The organism is Paenibacillus sp. W2I17, assembly GCF_030815985.1.
In the GTDB taxonomy this organism is placed as follows: domain Bacteria; phylum Bacillota; class Bacilli; order Paenibacillales; family Paenibacillaceae; genus Paenibacillus.
This window is the reverse complement of sequence record NZ_JAUSXM010000001.1, coordinates 3,133,230-3,155,876: the sequence shown is the minus strand read 5'-3', so window position 1 is coordinate 3,155,876 and position 22,647 is coordinate 3,133,230. Positions and strand designations below refer to the sequence as shown.

12 protein-coding genes are annotated in these 22,647 nt (G+C 46.2%); 10 read left to right on the top strand and 2 right to left on the bottom strand.

Annotated elements, in window-relative coordinates; genetic code table 11:
- The first annotated feature begins 1,075 nt into the window (after positions 1–1,075).
- The 5 genes from htpG to QF041_RS14055 all read left to right on the top strand — a co-directional run bounded on the left by htpG (position 1,076) and on the right by QF041_RS14055 (position 9,324).
- A complete protein-coding gene (gene htpG / locus QF041_RS14075; protein ID WP_307414618.1) occupies positions 1,076–2,956 on the top strand; it encodes a molecular chaperone HtpG in 1,881 nt (626 codons plus the stop codon).
- A 588-nt stretch (positions 2,957–3,544) separates the two neighbouring features.
- Positions 3,545–4,960 carry a deoxyguanosinetriphosphate triphosphohydrolase family protein gene (locus QF041_RS14070; RefSeq protein WP_076209597.1) on the top strand — a complete coding sequence of 472 codons (1,416 nt, stop codon included), beginning with the start codon at positions 3,545–3,547 and terminating at the stop codon, positions 4,958–4,960.
- A gap of 21 nt (positions 4,961–4,981) precedes the next feature.
- Positions 4,982–6,007: an MsnO8 family LLM class oxidoreductase gene (locus tag QF041_RS14065; protein WP_373461340.1), complete on the top strand. Its 1,026-nt coding sequence runs from the start codon at positions 4,982–4,984 to the stop codon at positions 6,005–6,007.
- A 284-nt stretch (positions 6,008–6,291) separates the two neighbouring features.
- Positions 6,292–8,004 carry a methyl-accepting chemotaxis protein gene (locus tag QF041_RS14060; protein WP_307414617.1) on the top strand — a complete coding sequence of 571 codons (1,713 nt, stop codon included), beginning with the start codon at positions 6,292–6,294 and terminating at the stop codon, positions 8,002–8,004.
- A gap of 342 nt (positions 8,005–8,346) precedes the next feature.
- Entirely contained in the window at positions 8,347–9,324 is a 978-nt protein-coding gene (locus QF041_RS14055; protein WP_307414616.1) for a TRM11 family SAM-dependent methyltransferase, read from the top strand.
- A 301-nt stretch (positions 9,325–9,625) separates the two neighbouring features.
- On the opposite strand, the gene QF041_RS14050 is transcribed toward QF041_RS14055, so the two are convergent.
- Positions 9,626–10,582, bottom strand: a complete 957-nt coding sequence (locus QF041_RS14050; RefSeq protein ID WP_307414615.1) for a D-2-hydroxyacid dehydrogenase — start codon at positions 10,580–10,582, stop codon at positions 9,626–9,628.
- Between the two features lie 207 nt (positions 10,583–10,789).
- Here QF041_RS14050 and thpR point away from each other — a divergent pair, with 207 nt between their 5' ends.
- Together thpR and QF041_RS14040 are read left to right on the top strand one after the other, a co-directional pair.
- On the top strand, positions 10,790–11,392 hold the full coding sequence (gene thpR, locus QF041_RS14045) for an RNA 2',3'-cyclic phosphodiesterase (RefSeq protein WP_307414614.1): 603 nt from the start codon (positions 10,790–10,792) through the stop codon (positions 11,390–11,392).
- Positions 11,393–11,522: 130 nt separating this feature from the next.
- A complete protein-coding gene (locus tag QF041_RS14040; protein WP_307414613.1) occupies positions 11,523–12,380 on the top strand; it encodes a cell wall hydrolase in 858 nt (285 codons plus the stop codon).
- A gap of 274 nt (positions 12,381–12,654) precedes the next feature.
- Here QF041_RS14040 and QF041_RS14035 read toward each other — a convergent pair whose 3' ends face one another.
- Positions 12,655–13,869, bottom strand: coding sequence for an MGDG synthase family glycosyltransferase (locus tag QF041_RS14035; protein ID WP_307414612.1), 1,215 nt, complete (start codon positions 13,867–13,869; stop codon positions 12,655–12,657).
- Between the two features lie 382 nt (positions 13,870–14,251).
- Here QF041_RS14035 and QF041_RS14030 point away from each other — a divergent pair, with 382 nt between their 5' ends.
- The 3 genes from QF041_RS14030 to gltB all read left to right on the top strand — a co-directional run bounded on the left by QF041_RS14030 (position 14,252) and on the right by gltB (position 22,591).
- Positions 14,252–14,833, top strand: coding sequence for a TetR/AcrR family transcriptional regulator (locus QF041_RS14030; RefSeq protein WP_307414611.1), 582 nt, complete (start codon positions 14,252–14,254; stop codon positions 14,831–14,833).
- Positions 14,834–15,037: 204 nt separating this feature from the next.
- Positions 15,038–17,320: a YhgE/Pip domain-containing protein gene (locus QF041_RS14025; protein ID WP_307414610.1), complete on the top strand. Its 2,283-nt coding sequence runs from the start codon at positions 15,038–15,040 to the stop codon at positions 17,318–17,320.
- 672 nt (positions 17,321–17,992) lie between these two features.
- A complete protein-coding gene (gene gltB / locus QF041_RS14020; RefSeq protein WP_307414609.1) occupies positions 17,993–22,591 on the top strand; it encodes a glutamate synthase large subunit in 4,599 nt (1,532 codons plus the stop codon).
- The last annotated feature ends 56 nt before the right edge of the window (positions 22,592–22,647 follow it).

Sequence of the window (22,647 nt, the reverse complement as noted above, 5' to 3'; positions counted from 1 at the left end):
GCCAACATTTGCTTCAACTCTAACGAACTCGGGAGACCTTATTTTACGATTTCCACTCAATTCCCCATTCTAACGAACCTCACACGCGCTATTTTGCGAAAACCTGCGGAAAGTCTCAAAAGGTTGGCTAAAGTCGAGAAATAGCGTGATTACGATTCTTAGTTTATGAAGTCATCCCAAAAAGGCTAAATAACGCCTCTGAGATTCGTTAGCGCATGACTGTCATGCTGCTCAAGACATTCAAGCAACCACAATACCAACATGCGAACATGCTAATACATCAGTCTCAACACAGTAAGGCCGAGGATACTCCAAGGTACATTAGATGGATATGTTTTAACGCTATCTACTAAAGCACAGACACATCACAATCTTTCCCCATGCCGGTTCGAACTTTGGTTCGAGGCGGCTTTTGTTTTACCCGCGGGATTACGTTAAAATAATTGGTAATGTGCAAAAGTTAAAGAGTTATTTGATCTTTTAGTTAAAATAACCGCCTACGTATTGACACCCAATTTTCCCATATGTTATATAAAAGGAAGGGTTTAGCACTCCGATCATTAGAGTGCTAACAGATGATGTTTTTACTACACGACTACATATGGAATGATTCTGTTTTCGAAAATAGATATTGAACCTGAGTAGGACATGCGAAGCCAAGGTATGCAACAGAACCGGAAGAAGCGAAATGTTTGCTTAATCAACAGAATCCATTTTAATAGAAGGCTCTAATCCTTAAATAAGTTCCTGATCAAATGCAAAAGTAGTGCAGGGGACGAAATCGATTTGTAGGAAGCAGAGCGTTCGCCTTTATCGCCGGATTTCTCCCTTTTAAAAAGGGAATCAAAGAAATACGGGGATAACAGCGATCCGAAAAACGATTCGTAACCGGAACGGCTACATTGCAGAACGTCATACATTTTGAAGATTAGCCAATCTATTGGATATGATGATCAAGCGTTTAAGCTTCGAATGATTTTCTGGCACCCGTATGTTTTGCATGGAAAACTCAAGGATTTACTTTCTATTTTAATCAAATCATTCGATATCCAATTTGAAAGGAGTCCAACCATTCATGGCTAAAAAAGAATTCCAGGCAGAATCCAAACGTTTGCTGGATATGATGATCAACTCCATTTACACCCAAAGAGAAATCTTTTTGAGAGAATTGATCTCCAACTCCAGTGACGCCATTGATAAAATTTATTACAGAGCACTTACGGACGATGCGCTCGTTTTCAACAAAGAGGACTACTTCATCAAGCTTACGATTGACAAAGAAAACCGCACGCTCACACTGACAGATACCGGTATTGGTATGACGCAGGAAGAGCTAGAGAATAATCTGGGGGTTATCGCGAAGAGTGGTTCCCTGGCGTTCAAGAAGGAAAATGAGGCTAAAGACGGCCACAACATCATTGGACAATTCGGGGTTGGTTTCTACTCGGCATTCATGGTGGCGGACAAGCTGACCGTAACGAGTAAAACGCTGGGCAGCGACGAGGCTTGGAAATGGGAGTCCGAAGGCGCGGATGGTTACACAATCACACCAGCTGAAAAAGATTCCGTAGGTACAGAGATCGTCCTGACGATCAAAGAAAATACCGAAGAAGATTCGTATGACGAATTTTTGGAAGAGTACCGCCTGAGATCCATCATCAAGAAATACTCCGACTTCATTCGCTACCCGATCAAGATGGATGTAACGGGTCAACGTCCGAAAGAGGGCACGGAGAACGAGTTCGAGGAATACCAAGAAGAACAAACCGTGAACAGCATGGTGCCGATCTGGCGTAAAAATAAAAGCGAGTTGACCGAAGAAGACTACAATAACTTCTATATGGAAAAACGCTACGGTTTTGACAAACCGCTCAAACACTTGCACATCAGCGCAGATGGCGCAGTGGTATACAATGCAATCCTGTTTATCCCGGAGAACACGCCGTTTGACTACTACACCAAAGAGTATGAAAAAGGCCTTGAACTCTACTCCAACGGTGTATTGATCATGGATAAATGCGGGGATCTGTTGCCAGATTACTTTGGATTTGTTAAAGGTATGGTGGATTCCGAAGATCTTTCCCTAAACATCTCTCGTGAGATGTTGCAACATGACCGTCAGCTTAGCCTGATCGCGAAGAACATTAAGAACAAAATCAAGAGTCAACTGCAAAGCCTGCTGAAGGACGAGCGTGAGAACTACGAGAAGTTCTACCAAGCGTTTGGTCGTCAATTGAAATATGGTGTATACAGCGACTATGGTGTGAATAAGGATACATTGCAGGATCTGCTGTTGTTCACGTCTTCCAAAGAGAGCAAACTCGTGAGCCTGGACGAATACGTCTCCAGAATGCCGGAAGATCAGAAGTACATCTACTATGCATCTGGTGAGTCCATTAGCCGTATTGAGAAGCTGCCGCAGATCGAGGGTGTTCTTGAGAAAGGGTACGAAGTATTGTACTTTACCGATGACATCGACGAGTTCGCAATCAAGATGATCACGAACTACAAGGAGAAAGAATTCAAATCCATCTCCAGTGGTGACCTGGGCATCGAAGATAGCGCAGACAAAGAAGAAACGAACGCACAGGACAACGACAACAAAGAGTTGTTTGAAGCGATGCAAGCTCAATTAGCGGGTAAAGTCAAAGCGGTTAAAGCTTCCAAACGTCTCAGAAGCCACCCGGTATGTTTGTCCACCGAAGGTGAGCTGACGATTGAAATGGAGAAAATCTTGAAAGCTATGCCGAACAGCGAAAACGTACAAGCCGACAAAGTGCTAGAAATCAACGTGAATCACGATGTCTTCAAATCGTTGAAAGACGCTTTCGCACAGGATCAGGAAAAGCTGAACCTCTACACTAGCCTCCTGTACCACCAAGCATTGTTAATCGAAGGATTGCCAATTCAAGATCCAGTAGAGTTCACCAACGATATCTGTAAGGTGATGGTGTAATACCGTTACACCCACCATCTCCACCCCGACAGGGCGTTTCAGTCCTGTCGGTTTTTTTGTTTTTACCCACAACGGGTAGGGCGCGGGGGAGACAGACTATCATTGAATCAAATGATGATATTTTCTAAATTGAACTTGATTTTCACTTGATTTTAGCGAGCTGAATGATGAATACCATTATTGTATTTAAAGGACAGCAAAAGTAGTGAAGGGGACGGAATAGATTCTGAAGAAGCGAAGCGTTCGCCTTTGTCTCCGGGTTTTTCCCTAGTAAAGGGAATTCAGAAAACCTGGAGACAACAGCGATCATAAGAGCGATCCGTAACCGGAACGGCCATCTGGTGGCACAGTGAGTACTTATGGTTGTTCTGCTATGGGGGCGAGCATATGTGAATAATGAGTTCAATATGAATCATTGTTATTTAGATGCACGGATGATAGTCTGGCAGGGTATAATAAGAGAAGATGACTGTTCATTACAAGTTGATGTAAGAAGAGATGACAATCGCAGACAGGTTTTACTTTTCGAAACCACAGATGTTGTGTATAATCACTCAAAATAGAGACAGTCGGCTAGGAGTGATCCCCATGCAATGGAACGATCTGAGAGAACATAGACAATATCCTGAATTAACCAAATTGGATGGATCTCGTGCAGCGTATGAACGGGACTATTCGAGACTCATTCATTCACCGACCTTCCGTCGGTTACAGGGCAAATCGCAGGTGTTTGGCGCAGGGACGGGTGATTATTATCGTACTCGCTTGACCCATTCCCTGGAGGTGGCACAGATTGCACGAGAGGCTGCCCGAAGTCTGATTCGCCGTTTTCCTGAGGTAGACTGGGACCGCGCGGATAACCCCGGCCTTATTATTGATTCAGAAGTGGTGGAGTGCGCTGCAATCGCACATGATTTTGGTCACCCGCCGTTTGGACATAAAGGTGAGGAAGTATTAGATGGTATTCTGGATGACCTCATCAACACCGAGGCTAAGAAAATCATGAAAAAAAGCCGCAGCGCCAAAGTTCCCAAGGTCGAGTCTGAAGTACGTGCTGAGTTAAAACGGAAATACGAGCATTTTGAAGGCAATGCGCACAACTTCCGTCTCATTATGCACTTGGAGAAACGTGAAGATATCGACGGACTGAACCTGTCTGATGCGGTATTACTAGGAATCAACAAATATCCGTACCCTGGGACAGAGAGCAAAAAAGGCATGTATCATCATGAGTGGCAATATATTCGGGAGATCCGTGATCGCTGGAACGTGCCGGCAGGCAAGAAGACGCTGGAAGCACAGTTGATGGACCTTTGCGACGATATTGCGTACTCCTCACATGACCTGGAGGATGGCATCAAAGCAGGCAAAATTGAAGTACATGAGCATTTCCTGCAAGATCCGCATGTGAATCGACTGATTGTGGATAAAATTACAACGCTGGAGGATCTGTTCTGGAACGGATGGACCCGAGAAGCGATTGGACAAAAGGTAGAAGAGGTCCTCGCTTCGTTCCTGCGCATCTGGAATGAGAAGATGCCGTTCTGCGAGCATGATTACTCGCGTACCCGTCGTGAAGTGAAAGCCTATTGGGTGAGCTTTTTTGTAGGCAGCCTGGGCGTTATTGACGACGGCGACTGGAAGAAGGTAACTTTTGTCCGTGAAGGGGCTGAAGACCTTGATATGCTGCGTACGGTGAGTGTGCTCAAGAGTTTTGCCTGGGTGACCATGATTCGTGATCTACGTGTACAGCGGCTACAGAAGCGCAGTGAGTGGATGATTAAGCGATTATGGGATGCATTCCTCGATCCGGAAACGTCCAAATCCATTATTCCATCCGACTGGCTGCAGCGGTATGAGAAGGATCAAGCCAAAGCCCAGCCGATCTGGACTTGGGAACACATGGTGATCGATTACATCGCAGGAATGACGGATGCATTTGCCGAGAAAATATATAATGAACTATACGGTCTGAAGGTGGGTTCCATCTACGATCTGGATTAAAACTAACCGATATAAAGGGAGATGAGACGCGTGGCTAAGCGAATGAGTGAGACGTTCAGTCTGGGCGTACTTGACCTTGTGCCAAGGTTAAACGATGCCACAGCGGAACAGGCACTTCAACAATCGGTGACACTTGCGCAACATGCCGAGGCTTGGGGATACGCCCGATACTGGACATCAGAGCATCATGATATGGCTGAACTGGCATCGGCCTCTCCCGAAGTACTGTTATCGCACATCGGAGCAAGGACAACAACGATCCAACTTGGCTCTGGTGCGGTCTTGTTGCCGCATTATAGCCCACTCAAGGTTGCGGAGTCGTTCCGCCTGCTGGCTGCGCTCTATCCAGGGCGCATTGAGCTTGGGCTCGGACGTGCTCCTGGCGGTGGACCTCATGCCACGATGGCACTCAGTGGCAATTACTTGCAGCATGTGTCCAAGCTGCCTGAATCGCTCGCGGCACTCACAGAACTGCTCGAAGACCGCTACATGTACGAGGATCATCCCGTGACAGCTCGTCCGATTCCCAAGCTTCCGTTATCACTCTGGATGCTGGGAACTAACGTGAAGAGTGCAGAATTTGCGGCACGGTTTGGCATGGGATATGTCTTTGGTCAATTCATGAGTGATGCCGATGGTACAGAGGCTGTAAGGCGATACCGAGAAGGATTTATTCCTAGTGCAACGATGAAGGAGCCTGAGGTAATGGTGGCAGTCAGCGTATTGTGTGCCGAGTCAGAGACGGATGCTTTGGGCTGGAGTCTTAACATGGCGGAGAGACGCAAACTGGATGGAAAAGAACGTTCAACCGAGCCGAATTCAAGTGGTATCGCGGTCTCTAATCCGAATGATGAGGCCGTTAGTGATCAAAATGAATCGGTACGGCACTATGCAGGTACACCTGAGCAGGTATGGGCGCGATTGCAACAGGTGAGTCGCAGGCTGGATACGGAAAGGTTGCTTCTGGTTACGGCAGGACCAGATTATGAACGCAGATTGGATTCATATCGATTGCTGGCTGAGCATGTGACAGCAATACTGAACTAGGCTGATCGCTTTATGACGGTAGCCGTTGAAATCCGAACAAACCGAAGAGCTGCAGATCGGGACTTTACCGTATGCTGCAGCTCTTCGGTTTGGACTTTGTCAAGATTCAACAATCTTTTACAAAATCAAGCATCTTAATGACAAAATAATGTTATAATACTTTACGTCTATTTTCCTATCGATATAATATAGAGAAGTTCTTTTGACAAGAGGTCAAAAGAAGGGAAAACAATGACATAAGCACCTGAATTCGGGATGACCGAAGAGGTCAAGGGGGAAATCATATGTTCAGCAGATTCAAGATCAAGAGTATCGGTCTGCGTATCAGCATCGCGTTCTACTTGTTAATCCTCTGTTTAATTATTTTGAGTGTCACGATTGTCACCCGGATGAATTCAATTGAAACCAACACTAATGAAATTACGAACAATTGGATGCCATCAATCCAGCAAATTAACCGTTTAAATTATACCACAGAGCATGTCCTGTCACTAAGTTATCGTCACTTTGACGCGGAAGAAACAGACAAGGCATTCTTGTCAGAAGAGCGTACCAAGTATATTCGTGAAACGACGCAGGCGATTAAAATCTATGATCAGCAGGAGAAGTCTGCGGATGAGCTCGAACACTGGGCCGCGTTCAAGAACAAATGGGAAGCGTATCTCAAGATTAATACGCAATCGATCAAGCTGAGTGATGAGGGTCAGACACAGCTGGCGAAGGAAGTAGCTGATAAAGGTGCTGATTCCTTTGACACCATGCAAGTCGATCTCGATTATCTTGTGGAATACAATCAGGAACAATCCAATCTTGCGGCGGCCCAAACGATCAGATCGGTACAGGATGGTAGATTAATCATCATTATCGGTGTTCTTGTGATGATTGCCATTACAGCGATCAGCATTCCGATTATTCGTTCACAGGTCGTGAAACCACTGCTACGTGTCATTAGTGCGGTGAAACTGATTGCAGAAGGCCAATTGAATGTTCAGGACATACATACCAAACATGAGGATGAAGTTGGTGTTCTGGCCAAAGCGGTGAATGACATGAAAGGTAACCTGACTTCCATGGTTCTGAGCGTCAGACGAATTGCGGAAGCTGTCAATCTGCAAAGTGGGGAACTGGCAATATCCTCAGAAGAGGTTAAGATTGGTAGTCGCCAGATTGCTGTGACCATGGAAGAGTCAGCCAAGGCCGCGGAGAGCCAGGCAGAGACAGCCGTGGAATCAGCCCGTACGGTTGAAGTGTTGAATGATCACATTCAAAATCATACGGAACAAGGCAGCCAACTGCGCGTCATGTCGGATCTTGTACTGGAGCAAGGGTTGAATGGTCGCAAGGCGATGGAACAGTCCGTGCAGCAGATGCAACAGATTTCCGGTTCGGTCTCGGCTTCCATGAACAAAATGGAACGGTTGAATCGTAAAAATGAAGATATTTCCAAGCTGGTTCAGGTCATTCATGACATTGCACGCCAAACCAATCTGCTGGCATTGAATGCCTCCATTGAGGCAGCACGTGCGGGAGAGAGTGGACGCGGATTCGCCGTAGTGGCATCAGAAGTGCGGAAGTTATCTGAGGCTGTGCAGACTTCGGTTGAAGAGATCACGGCGATTACCGAGGATATTCAGCAGGAGTCACAAGGGGTGGTTGCGGAATTACGTACGAACGTTCAGGAGACCGAACTGGGTCAGGAACATGTGCTTACTTCAGGTCAACTCTTCCGTACAATTAATGAATCGGTGGAAGGCATGGTTGGTGTCATCAGTACTATGACAGATGGACTGGCAGGCATGCAGGAAGCAAGCGGAAGAATGAATGATTTCAGTCAGCAGATTTCCGCTGTTTCGGAACAATCGGCAGCGAGTGTGGAAGAAGTTTCTGCATCGGCGGAAGAACAGGTAAGTTCCATGGAGACGATTAGCGGCAGCATTCAAAGTCTGAAAGAATTATCGGAAGATTTGCTTACATCCATTGAAAAATTAAAAATATAACCTTCTTCTTATAATAGAAGAAGCTGGAATCACGCAGGCGGCAATTGGTGAGAAATCAGTATGATATATGAGCTGTTGGCCTATAACGTTTGCTGGCAAGAATGATTAGGTTTCCAATGTTATAATCTCAAAATAAAGTAAGGCGTTCCTAAACAATGGGAACACCTTATTTTTTTTCTTTCCAAATAGATACGTGCAAGGAAATAGATAGTTGTCTAGGAGCTTAACATTGTATACAATGACTACCTGAAAGCAAACGTATGAGTCGTATTTGATATGTCTTCAATGAGCTTACTATTTATATAGAAGAAACATGATTAATGAAGGAAGGAGAGGGGGATTTTGCCTGATGAAACACTTGGTATTTACGCTACTTCTGGGAAACACCTCTACACCTTTGCTTGCCACGAGAACGAGCAAGAATTATGCATGCTGGAGCTGAATACGCTGCTTGAACCGAGTTCGGAGATCCGTATGGATATGGGGTCGTATGTGTGGTCCGAACGATGTATTTCACCTGGACGCAGTCCTTTTATCCATGGCAGACTGGACGTGATCGGCGAAGGGGGCAGCGTGACTGATCTGCTTCCTCTTGCCAAAGAGATCCAGCTGTTGCCAGAAGAGACATTTAAGGTGATTTGTCTGAAAGAAGGGGATCAACCCCCTGATTATGCACAGTCTCGTCAACTGGAAAAAGAAATCGGCATGTGCATTAAGGGCAAGGCACAGATGAAACAACCTAAGGTGACTTTCGGCCTAATCCGAACAGGAGAAAAATGGATCTTGGGCCAGTGGACAGAAGTGGATCGATCATGGCAGATTCACCGGCAGAAGCCGCAAAATTACTCAACTGGATTTGGCATCATGCTCGCCAGAGCGCTGGTTAATATTGCCGTTCCGAGAGTAGAAAGTCATCGCTTGCTTGATCCATGCTGTGGTATGGGAACGGTTGTGATTGAGGCTTTATCCATGGGAATTGATGCAAAAGGTAACGATCTCAATCCGCTGGCTGTCCGAGGTGCGCGAATCAATTTGCCGCATTATGGATATGATTCAGATCGAATCACACTGGGGGATATGAATGAACTGCAAGATTTGTATGATGCAGCAATTCTGGACATGCCCTATAACCTCTGCTCTGTACTTCCGGATGCTGAGCAACGAGCCATGCTGGGGAGTTTGCGCAGATTGGCAAAACGGGCGGTGATTGTTTCCACAGAGTGGGTAGAAGAGCACTTGTTGGAAGCGGGATGGACGGTAAAAGAGTACCGAACAGTACACAAAGGCACGTTTATACGTCATATTTGGCTGTGTATGTAAGCGTAAAAAACAAAAAAATCTACCTCTAGGGAAATTTCCAGAGGTAGATTTTTTTATTGCTTACATATCCTTTGAACTAACCGTTTACACTAGAACGTAGAGGACAGAAATAACCTGAAGAAGCGGAGCGTTCGCCTTTATTCACAGATTTTCACCTTTATAAAAGTGAATTAAAAAAATCTGGGAATAACAGTGATCGGAAGGTTGTTCTGTCATCGAAGTTGTAAGTGTAAGTATTCTTTAGTTCAATTGATATCGTTGATCTGATTTGCACAATATTGCATGGGAACGGGTGTTTGTGTTAATATTTATGACTATAATCCACAAGGTTCAACGGCAGGGTATCGCCAGCGACGTAAGCTTCCAGATTTTTGACGAAAATATCGACTGCTCGATCCGCGTATTGCTCTGTACTTCCTGCGATATGGGGCGTAATTAACACGTTATCCATGCCCCATAGCGGGTGGTCTGCGGGAAGAGGTTCTTCTTCGAACACGTCCAGTGCGGCGAAGGCAACTTGGCCGTTTTGGAGTGCATTCAGCAACGCTTCCGTTTTCACACTGGGGCCACGGCCCACATTGACGAAGCATGAACCAGATCGGAACTGCTCAAATGCAGTTTGATCATATATATGTTTGGTTTCATCGGTTAGCGGTAAAATGTTAATTACATAATCGCCCTGGCTCAAGGCTTCATGTAAACCGGTCATGTCGTACATTTGGTCCACATTGGGGACATCCTTACCTGAGCGGCGAACTCCGATCGTGCGCATGCCGAGTGCTTTGAGAATACGGGCTGTTTCCGTACCTATCTCACCTACACCAACGATGACCGCTGTTTTGCCATGCAGTTCTGGCAGTGGTTTGGCAGGAGCTTTCCATTCGGCCTGCTGTTGATGCAGCATAGCTTGTCTCAGCCAGCGGCTGTGGGACAACATCATGCCCAGAATAATTTCGGTGATTGGAATCGCGTGAACTCCATTTGCACTGGTGACCTGAACGTTCTTTTGTTGCAAATCTGCGAAGGGGAGATTGTCCACGCCAGCAGACCAGACCTGAACCCACTTCAACAGGCTTTCCTGTTTCAATGCATGTTCTGTGACAAGTGGGGACCAGCCGAGAATAATCTCAGCTTCTTTCAACTCAGCGGGGTCCAATTCCTTGGCTTTTCCGAATTTCAGGGTGTATCCCGGTGCAGCATTCTGAATGCGTTGTTGCTGTTCTTCGGATAGAGATGGAAAACATACAATTTTACCCATAATGTGTGGTCCTCCTGAGATAAATAGTTTGATGAGTTTGATAATTAAAGTGTATCAGATTTGGTGTTGGATGTGCATTAAGGTGGGAAATGCAGGAATCTAGCCTTATTTGCAAATGGTTATATTTGTGTCACTCTATACTTACCCAACTTGAAACGATATGTATAGTTATGAAATAATAGAGCGAACTTTAGAGAGGTGTATGCAATGAATAACCAATCACATCAGGATCATTCATCCCGACGGGAAAGATTGTTTGTAGCAATTCGTCTTCCTGTTGCTGTTCAGCAGTCTCTTCAGATGGATGCGAGGCTTGTTCAGAACAAGCTAGATTTTCGTAAATGGACAGATCATAGAGATTATCATATAACCTTGCAATTTCTGGGGGATACGTTAGTTAGTGACATCGGGCACCTGCGAAAAGCATTGCGCTCAGCAGCAAGCGGATTTCAGCCGTTTGAACTTCAGCTTTCCGACTGGGGCACATTTGGACTTGAAGAAGCACCTAAGGTGCTTTGGAAAGGTGTTAGCGGAGAGTTAGAACGCTTGTTTTCATTGCAAAAACAAATCGTGCAGGCGACTTCGCCCCTTGGGTATGAAGCTGAATTAAGACCTTATGCTCCGCACATTACCATTGCCAGAAAATATCTGGGACAGCTTCCAGGTAATGAAAATAAAGGGGTATCTGGAGTGCTTCCGGAACATTCCACAGGTGCTAATTCATGGATGGTGGAGGACATTGTACTTTATGTGACAAGGCTGGGGCAATCGCCAATGTATGAGGTCGTGGATACGTTCACTTTTTCCTGATAATCATTTTTATGCCATAAAATCACATTGACATAACGTTTATCCCTATGTAATATTAGCCAACGTTATTCAAATTCTTTTTTTTGGGTTACTTAGTTAAGGGAATTGTTTCGACAGGAGGAATCTTCGAATGAACATTATAAGCAAAAATCGTTGGGTAGCACCGATGTTATCAGTGCTGCTTGTATGTATAGTGGGGGTAAATGTCGTTCAGGCGACGGGGAAGTGGAATGAAGCTAGTGAAAGTAAACAGATGACCGAACTTGCGGCTTCTGTGCAAAATAACCAAACATCTACGCAAGAAGAGAGGCGCATGATGGAAGATGGGACAAGTCTGTCTTCTAATCTGTCTGCCCAAACCGTAGCGTGGACTGAATCTCTGCCAGCGAAGAACTGGCTTACGACTGCTCAAGAAGAGCAGGAACTGCAAGAAGCCAAGGCCAAGAACAAAGCTAGAGCGGTAGCTGCGGCCAAAGCCAAAAAAGAAGCTGCACTGAAATTGGCCAAAGTGAAACGTGCCAAAGAAGTCGCTGCTGTAACAACTCCCCCCCAAAAACTATACTTTACACGGACCAAACTTCTGAACCAGGAAGACTCGAAACTTGCAACCTGGTCATACAGTGTGTCCGATAAAGAACTGCATCTGCTGCAAAAAATCGTCATGGCAGAAGCGGAAGGTGAACCGTACGAAGGCAAAGTGGCAGTTGCCAATGTTGTCTTAAACCGGCTGCGGTCAGCCAATTTTCCCGATACCATTTACAAGGTCATCTATCAGAAATCCCAGTTTAGTCCTGTAGCGAACGGACGTATGAAACGTGTGGTTCCCAACGAGGACAGCATCAAAGCAGTGAATGCTGCGTTGAACGGGAAGAAGGAAGTTGCCGATGATACGTATTATTTCTTATCATTGACGCTTGCCGACGATCTGACAGTTGCTCGCTCGCAGAAAAAAGTAAAAACGATCGGTCATCATACTTTTTACAAGTAATCGACCCGTAAATTCTGCAAACAGGCAGGGTAGTTAACTGTGTGTGCATCACACGGCCCTAGAAAAAGCCTGAATCGTAGTTTTATTTCGTTATTTAAAATATCGTTATACTCTAAATTACCCTTTTTTCTACCAAATCATACGGTGGAATTAGTGAAAATAAAAGAAGGTTCCCTTCCAAAAATTTGGAAGGGAACCTTCTTTGTATATCGTGAGCAATTGTCTTGTCCCCTATAACACCTCGTGAGAGCTGTTCTATAGGCCCCCAGAGGCATCAGAATGGTATTCTGGTACCTGACAAGGACGTGGTAGCAATTCCGGCTGTGAAGCGCTCCACGGAGGTTGTTGTGACTTCGGCTGTAGTCGGGAACAATAAGTCATGAACAGCTTGAGCACAGCACTTCGGATCATAGACCGAATGGTTACCTGAAATATGCGCTACGTTCAGCGGGCTTTCAGTTTGAGTAGATGCCTGCTCAACTAGTTGTCTGAAACGATTGGTAATCACGTCGGCAGAGTGAATGACCTGGCCATATCCGGCTTGTACAAAGTATTCACAGTTCTCTTCCTCTTGACCTGCAATCGGAGGAATGAACAACATAGGTAGACCCTTGGCCAGCGCTTCGGTGCATGTCATGCCACCTGGCTTCGTAATCAGTACATCGGATACATCCATCAGTTTGCTTACTTCCCGTGTGTATCCCAGAATACGAATATTCGGATGCTGGAAGCAAGGCATTTCCTTCATTTTTGCAATCATTTTTTCATTGCTTCCTAGACAAAAGACCAATTGAACACGATCTGCCCATGACGTGAGAGCTTTCATATGGTCCTCATCAAACGAAAGTCCCCATCCACCACCCATAAGCAGCGCCGTAGGCATGTTCTGAAGCCCCATCTCTTCCCGTAGCTTCACCTTATCTCCTGCTTCCCAGAAGTCTGGATGCACAGGGATTCCCGTGATCTGAATATGGGAGGGATCGACACCCCGAATCTCAAGCAATGCTTTGACCTGAGGGGTAGAGACCAGATATTTGTTCACTTCCGGATTAATCCATGTTCCGTGCACGTCATAATCCGTCACAACCGTATAGAGCGGGATATTCAGACCCTGGCGTTTGAGCCGGGAGATAACAGCATTCGGAAAAGGATGGGTACAGATCACCGCATCGGGTTTCAGTTGGGATACGACCTGTGCCGTCTGTGTATAGAAAATTCGGTGCAACGCCAGCTTGGTAAAACCATTTAATGATTTATTGTACTGTGTGCGGTACAACAGGCTGACCAGTTTGGGTTGAACCGATAGTGTCTTTCGATATGCAGAGAAAATTAGTGGAGCTACCGTTGGGTTCAAAAATTTGCCTAGTTCAATGACACGACTGTGAACATGTGGACTGACTTTTTTGATGCCATGTGCCAGCGCATGAGCGGCCTGAGTGTGACCGGTACCGAAACCTTCCGATAATAAGAGCACTCTTGGTTTTCGCATGAGTTCACCTTTATTCATAAGTTTTAATTCAAAATGAAGATATTCATTGTTTATTCTAGCTATGGAATGCGTTACTACAAGAATATACATTGAAGCACAAAATCATGTTTCTTCTATAAATATTTACACCATATATCTTACAATGAGACAACTTAAACTTCATTATATACACGTATTATCTGAGTCATCTTACACTATAGACGACGACAGAAGGAGTTTCCACTGCATTTAGGTTAAAAAATATTAACACAATTTTTAAAATGTTAGGGTTGCAATCTGTTTTCGAAGGTGGTATTGTAGTTTTTGACCGAATGACTGAATTGTATTTTTGGTCATTTATGTAGAGCGATTGAACAATGAATGTGATTAAAGGAGGGATACGATGGCTCCGATTGACAGGAGACAGCAGGTTATTCATGCAGCAGCCCAGTCGTTTGCCATGTTTGGATACAAAGCAACGACGATGGATCAGGTCGCCAAGATTGCGAACGTTGGCAAAGGAACGATCTATACGTTTTTCACCAATAAGGAACAGTTGTTTGATCAGATCCTGGTAGAAGTGATTCAGGAAATGAAAAACATCGCGCATCGTGAAGTACATCTGGAAAGTGCATTTTTCGATAATCTGTTTCGGGTACTGGATGCCTTGTTAGAGTTTCGTCGTGATCACGACCTGCTCGTTAAGTTATCTCAGGAGCTGAAGGACTTTGGAACGCTGCAGGCCAAGGAAGGTTTGGACAAGGTGGAGAAAGTAATCTCCGACTTTCTGGCTAAGGAGCTTGAGAAAGCAAAAGACAATGGAGAGATTCGAGATTGTGATCCACAAGTTGTCGCATTTATGATGATTCGCCTGTACATTGCACTCACCTCAGACTGGAGCAAACAACATCAACCGCTGAGCAAAGAGGAAATCAAGACTTACTTTCGCCTTTTCTTAATGGAAGGAATTGCTGCTATAACGTAATCCGAATTTAATCTACTATAATATATGGATTTTCACGTATCAAGCAGGGAGGCTTGTCGGAAGACAGGTTGTTTTTTTGTCCTAAAGTGACCGTTTGAGGAAAGTGGTCACTTCGTGTTTCAGTATGTTTTCTGGAATGCGACATTGTATTTCATTATGGTTATTCCTGCTCATGGAGCAGAGAGATTAAGGGGAGAAAATGACATGAAATCTTTATCCGTGTTTTTCAAGGATGTGGGATCGGCCGTGAGAAACCCGAAGGTGTTGATCCCTGTTATTGCAATTATGTTTATACCGATCCTGTATAGTGGCATCTATCTGGCGGCCTATTGGGACCCGTATGGTCATGTGGATGAGATGCCGGTTGCCGTTGTCAATCTGGACAAAGGCGCTGAGCTGGAGGGCAAATCCCTCCATGTAGGTAGTGATCTGGTGGATGAGCTGAAGAAAAATGCCGATTTCAAATGGGATTTTGTCAGTGCCAGTCAAGCCAAAGAAGGCATGAGTAATGACAAATATTATATGCAAATTACGATTCCGGAGAACTTCTCATCCCAAGCAACAACATTGCTCGATGACAAGCCGGAGCCGGCTGATTTGATCTATGAACCGAATGGCAATTACAGCTTTGTCGGTGCGCAGATCGGTAAGACCGCTATTAAGGACCTGAAAGCAAAAGTTTCAGCCAAAGTAACGGAATCCTATGCAGAGACATTGCTCGACAAGTTCTCCGAAGTATCGGATGGCTTGGCTGAGGCAGGCGACGGGGCTGGTGAACTGAATACGGGTGCAGGCAAACTGGATGATGGTGCGGTTAAGCTCAAGGATAACCTGGCGAAGCTTGCATCCGGAACGCTTGAACTTCAGGAAGGACTTTCTCCATTAAGTGATGGTGTTAACGCGCTGCATACAGGGGCAACCAAGCTTGAAAGTGGAACATCGAATCTTGTATCGGGTCTGCAACAACTTCAGGCAGCTGCTTCGAGCCAGCTTCAGAGCGGAGCAGATCAGTTGAAGGATGGCAGTGCGAAGTTGGAAACCGGACTCCAGTCTTCACTGGATGGCACAAGTAAGTTGCAGGCTGGCCTGAAATCGTCAGAACAGGGCAGTGCGAAGCTGTCCGATGGTCTGCAAAGTGCCGTTCAGGGCAGCGGTACACTGGCAACAGGCCTGCAATCGGCTGTAGATGGCAGTTCCAAGGTGGCTGATGGAGCACAGGGTGTAGCCGCCGGATTGAAACAGCTTGCTGCATCAAACCCCGAACTGGCCGAAAATGCGGATGTACAGAAACTGCTTGCGGCAAGTGAGGCTGTCGCTGACGGCAGTGCACAACTGCATGAAAGCGAGCAGAAACTTGCACAGGGTGCAGATCAACTGCATCAGGGTAACCAGCAGCTGGCTGCGGGTGCAGCCGAGCTTCATGGAGGTCAGGAGCAACTTCTTGCTGGTGCGAACCAACTGGTGGATGGTCAGCAGCAATTGCTGGCTGGTGCCGGGCAGCTTAAGCAAGGAGGAGCACAGCTCTCCGATGGTCTGAAGCAGTTCAGTGGCAAATTGGGTGATGCTGCAAGTGGCGGTACATTGCTTGCAGATGGTGCCAAGCAGCTGGGCTCAGGGACAACAGCTTTGCAAACGGGTGTAGGTAAACTAAGTGGTGGCGTTAATTCACTAACCGATGGTTCCAAGCAACTGGGTGATGGCGCGGGCAAACTGGCTGACGGTCTTACCGAGCTAAAAGATGGCTCAAGTGAACTGGCAACCAAGCTGAATGATGCCGCTCAGAAAACATCCGAAGTTAAGAAAACGGATGATGTGGTGAACATGTTCGCTGAACCTGTAAACTCCTCGGAGAACACAGCAGAGAACGTAAGCAATTATGGTACAGGATTGACACCGTTCTTCCTGTCGATCGGTCTGTTTGTGGGATCGTTGATTTCCACGATTGTATTGAAAATGCGGGAAACGTCCGTACCTGGTGCAACAGGCTGGAATCGTTTTGTCAGCCGGACACTGGTATTTGGCTCCGTGAGCATTTTCCAATCGGTTATTGTGGCAAGTTTCATGTTATATGGTCTTGGACTGGAGACGCACAGCGTAGGGTTGTTCTACCTGTTTACCATTATTACGGGGCTGACCTTCATGTTGATTGTTCAGGCACTTGTAACCTGGCTGGATCTGCCTGGACGTTATGTTGTCATTCTGCTTCTGGTCTTCCAGCTTGCGGCTAGTGCAGGAACCTTCCCGGTAGAACTGATACCATCATGGCTTCAAGCATTTAGCCCTTGGTTGCCAATGACACACAGCATTATGGGCTTCAAAGCCGTTGTATCGAGTGGTAATCTGGATGTGATGTGGCATCAGGCAGGTATTCTTAGCATCTATGCAGGGGTATCCATTCTGCTGACGCTTGCTTACTTCCTCTGGAATGGCAGACGTCCGAAAAAAGAAGTCGAACAGGCTGATTCTGGTCAAGTTGTGACGGCATAAGTCGAACCTGATCTTCAGCAGGGTCATATTTTTGAAAAAAACTTTATTTTCTTGTAGTGAAATTATGCAATATAGTAGTCAAATAGTGCAAATAGCCTGTGGCCCCAAAAAGGGGTTGCAGGCTATTTTGTATACAAATGCATAGAGAAGTAAAGTTTCGCTGGCTTAAGCAGTGAAAATTTGGTGGAATTATGGATAAACGCAGGCTGCACATGGAATGATTTTCTTCTGTCAGCAATTTAATTCAGTTGTACTCTGGCATAAAAAGTGTATAATTATTCGAAAAAGAGATGAATTTAAACGTCACTACTGTAAAGCTGTACTGCAAAACATTTCTTATCAGAGGTATTAAAAAGTTTAAATTGCGCTGATGTTAGGTCGGTGTTAAAATAATAGAACTATATCAAAAAAACGTCGCTCCATTTCAGTAGCCGTGCCAGCGGCTGCGTGTTGATTTATACAGGCTGTTTGCCGGATCGTCCGGATCAGCTCATCTCATTACAATGGCTTCTGCCCAATAGCAGGCATTATTTTTGACAGTCTCATGCTGTCACCTCTTCTATCTAGCAGGCTCTATCGCAAGCGAAAGGCCAGCTCCTCCCGTTTCATTGTTGCCTGTTGCCTATGTTCTTGATCTTTCCGAAATACTTCATTATAGAAAGGTTGCGTTCCATGAGACACATCGGATTACCTCCAAAACAGGGTCTGTATGACCCGCAGTTCGAAAAAGACGCATGCGGAATGGGTTTTGTTGCCAATATCAAAGGAGTACCTTCACACGATATCGTTAGTCAGGCACTGACCATGCTTAGTAACATGGAGCACCGTGGAGGACAGGGAAGTGAGCCGAATTCCGGTGACGGAGCAGGTATCCTGATTCAGATTCCACATCGCTATTTTGCACAGGAAGCGGAACGTCTTGGTTTTGCATTGCCTGAACAGGGCTTCTATGGCGTAGGGATGTTGTTCCTTTCCCAAGACCCTGCCATTCGTAGTGCACATGAAGAGAGCCTTAAGAAGATTATTGAAGAAGAAGGACAGACGTTCCTGGGTTTCCGGGATGTTCCTACTTTTGATGAAATGCTTGGCCGTTCTGCACTTGCAGCGAAACCTTATGTACGTCAGGTGTTCATTGGAAGATCAGCAGATGTGAAGGATGAGCTTGGATTCGAGCGTAAGCTGTATGTTATTCGCAGACGCGCTGAGCTGGCTATTCGTTATTCGGCAGATGAAGCAGAAGGCGGTTCATTCTACCTACCAAGCTTGTCTTGTCGCAAAATTGTATATAAAGGCATGCTGACAACGGAACAGGTGGGAGAGTTCTATCTGGATCTGCAGCAAGACCTTGTTGAATCGGCTATTGCACTCGTGCATTCCCGTTTCAGTACAAACACCTTCCCAAGCTGGGAACGTGCCCACCCGTATCGCTTCATGATCCACAACGGTGAGATCAACACGATGCGTGGTAACGTGAACTGGATGCATGCTAGACAGTCCTTGTTCGAGAGCGAGTTGTTTGGTAACGACATCGCGAAAGTAAAACCGGTCATCAATCCGGACGGCTCGGATACAGCCATGTTTGATAACACGCTGGAGTTCCTGTATCTGAGCGGCCGTTCTCTGCCACACGTGGCCATGATGATGGTTCCTGAACCTTGGAGCACGGATGAGGGAATGGACCCTGCCAAAAAAGCATTTTATGAGTATCACAGCACGATGATGGAGCCTTGGGATGGACCAGCAGCAATGGCCTTTACAGATGGTTTGCAAATTGGTGCAACACTTGACCGTAACGGTTTGCGTCCAGCTCGTTATTATGTAACCAAGGATGACCGTATTATCCTGTCCTCCGAAGTTGGGGTACTTGATATCGCGCCGGAAGAGATCCTGTACAAAGATCGTCTGCGTCCAGGTCGGATGTTGCTTGTGGATACACAAGAAGGCCGCATTATCGCGGATGAGGAAGTAAAAGCAATCATTGCAGCCGAGAATCCGTATCAGGATTGGCTTGATGAGCATTTGATGGATCTGAGCGAGTTGCCGGAAGCACCGGAACTTCCTGATCCAAAACATGATAACGTGACCCAGCTTCAACTGGCATATGGTTATACATTTGAAGAACTGCGTAAAATCCTGGAGCCCATGGCAACAACCGGTATGGAAGCTACGGGTTCGATGGGTTATGATGCACCGCTGGCTGTTCTGTCGGATCGTCCGCAGCGTCTGTACAACTACTTTAAACAGATGTTCGCCCAGGTAACCAACCCGCCAATCGATGCAATCCGTGAAGAGATTGTAACGTCTACGGCAACAACCATCGGTCCTGAGCGCAACTTGCTGAATCCGGAACCGGAGAGTTGTCGCCAGATCCGTCTGGATACACCGGTATTGTCCAATGAAGACTTTGCGAAGATTCGCCATGTGCGTCGCCCAGGCTTCCGCTCCATGACGATTCCAATCTTCTTCACCGCTGCGGAAGGAGCAGAAGGACTTCGCAAAGCGATGGATTTGCTCTTCGAAGCTGCAGATCGTGTCATCGACAAAGGTCATAACATTCTGATCCTGTCTGACCGCGGTGTGGACGCAGAGAATGCTGCCATTCCTGCATTGCTTGCTGTAGCAGGTCTGCATCACCATCTGATTCGCCAGGGAACCAGAACAAAAGTCAGCATTATGCTTGAATCGGCAGAGCCGCGTGATATTCACCACTACGCGTTGCTGCTGGGTTACGGTGTAAGTGCGGTGAACCCTTATCTGGCCTTTGAAACGCTGGATGACATGATCCAGCAAGGGTTGCTGCGTGGTATCTCGCATGAGAAAGCAGTGAAAAACTACATTAAAGCTGCTACCAAAGGCGTTACTAAAGTGTTGTCCAAAATGGGGATTTCTACGATTCAATCGTATCGTGGAGCTCAAATCTTCGAAGCGGTAGGTCTGAAATCAGACTTCGTTGACCGTTACTTTACCTGGACACCTTCCCGTATCGGTGGAATTGGGTTGGAAGAAGTGGCAGCCGAAGCGCTGACACATCATAACCGTGCCTTTACGGAAAAAGACGGTAACGATAAAGTATTGGATTCCGGTGGGGATTATCAATGGCGTAACGACGGAGAAGAGCATCTGTTTAATCCGCAAACCATTCATACCCTGCAACATGCGGTACGCACTGGGGATTACAAGCTGTATAAAAAATATTCCAAACTTGTACAAGGTGAGAATGATCAACTGTTGACCATTCGCTCCATGCTGAAACTGAAACCAGTTGGAGATTCCATTCCACTCGAAGAAGTTGAATCCGTAGAAGATATTATGCGTCGTTTCAAAACAGGTGCAATGTCCTTTGGTTCGATCAGTAAAGAGGCGCATGAAGATCTTGCCATTGCTATGAACCGTGTTGGAGGTAAATCCAATACCGGTGAAGGTGGAGAAGATCCGGCTCGCTTCATTAAAGATAGCAACGGGGATTCCCGTCGCAGTGCGATTAAACAGGTAGCATCCGGACGTTTTGGTGTTACATCCAACTACTTGGTTAATGCCGATGAGATTCAGATTAAAATGGCTCAGGGAGCTAAACCAGGTGAAGGCGGACAGCTGCCAGGACGCAAAGTGTATCCTTGGGTTGCTGAAGTCCGTGGTTCAACACCAGGTGTAGGTCTGATCTCGCCACCACCGCATCACGATATCTACTCGATCGAAGATCTGGCAGAGTTGATCTATGACTTGAAAAATGCCAATCCGCGTGCTGAGATTAACGTGAAGCTGGTATCGGAAGTGGGCGTGGGTACCATCGCAGCTGGTGTAGCCAAAGGCCGTGCCGATATTATCCTCGTCAGCGGTTATGACGGTGGTACAGGTGCATCACCGCAAGGTTCGATTCGCCACGCAGGTATGCCTTGGGAACTAGGTCTTGCAGAGACACATCAAACGTTGATGCTGAACAATCTGCGTGACCGTGTTGTCCTCGAAACAGACGGCAAAATGCTTAACGGTCGTGACTTGGCGATTGCAGCCTTGCTTGGAGCAGAAGAATATGGTTTCTCTACAGCACCGCTCGTTGCACTTGGCTGTATCATGATGCGTGTCTGTCAAATGGATACTTGTCCGGTTGGTGTAGCGACACAGAATCCGGAATTGCGTAAAAATTATATGGGTGATCCAGCTCATGTGGTTAACTTCATGCGATTTGTTGCTGAAGATGTGCGTGAGATCATGGCTGATCTTGGTTTCCGTACTATTCAGGAGATGGTCGGACGTACAGATTGCCTCGAAACGGTAGAAGCCGTAGATCACTGGAAGAAAAAAGGTGTGGATCTGTCTGTATTGCTGCATGTGCCTGAAATGCCGGAAGGCTCTGCACGTTACCGCACACAGCATCAGAATCACCAATTGGAAGAAACGCTGGATATGCAACAATTGCTGCCACTGGCACAGTCTGCTATTGAATCCGGTCAACCGGTTGAAGCGGTGCTTCCAATTACAAACGTTAACCGTGCAGTAGGTACCATTTTGGGTAGTGAGATCACACGCAAATATGGACTCGCAGGATTGCCTGAAGATACGGTTAAATTCAAATTTGTCGGCTCTGCCGGACAAAGCTTTGGGGCCTTTGTACCTAAAGGTATGACCTTGACCGTTGAAGGGGATTCCAATGACTACGTAGGTAAAGGACTGTCCGGAGGTAAACTGATCGTGATGCCTTCTCCGAAAGCAACGTTTGAGGCGGAAGATAACATCATTATCGGTAACACGGCTCTCTACGGAGCAACAAGCGGCGAAGCGTATATCCGTGGTATTGCGGGTGAGCGATTTGCTGTACGTAACTCGGGCGCCAAAGTAGTCGTTGAAGGTGTAGGCGACCATGGTTGTGAGTATATGACAGGTGGACGTGTCGTTGTACTGGGCGATACAGGTCGTAACTTTGCAGCAGGGATGTCCGGAGGTATTGCCTATGTGTATGATCCGGAAGGCACATTCCTGAAACGTTGTAATCTGGAAATGGTTCTTTTGGAGCGTATCGAAGATGTGGCCGAAAGTGCAGATCTGCGAGGCATGATTCAACGTCATGTTGCCAATACAGGAAGTGCTGTTGGTCAGCGCGTTCTGGATAACTGGCAAGATGCGCTGAATCAGTTCGTTCGGGTTATTCCGAAGGACTTCAAACGTATGACAGAACAGATCGAACGGATTCAGGCAACAGGTTTGACTGGAGAAGCAGCGCTGCTTGCAGCGTTTGAAGCGAATATGCGTGAACTTGCACGTGCTGGAGGTTAATAACTTCCTTGTTCAAAGGTATAAGTGCATGAACAGGTTGTATTAAGAATAATAGG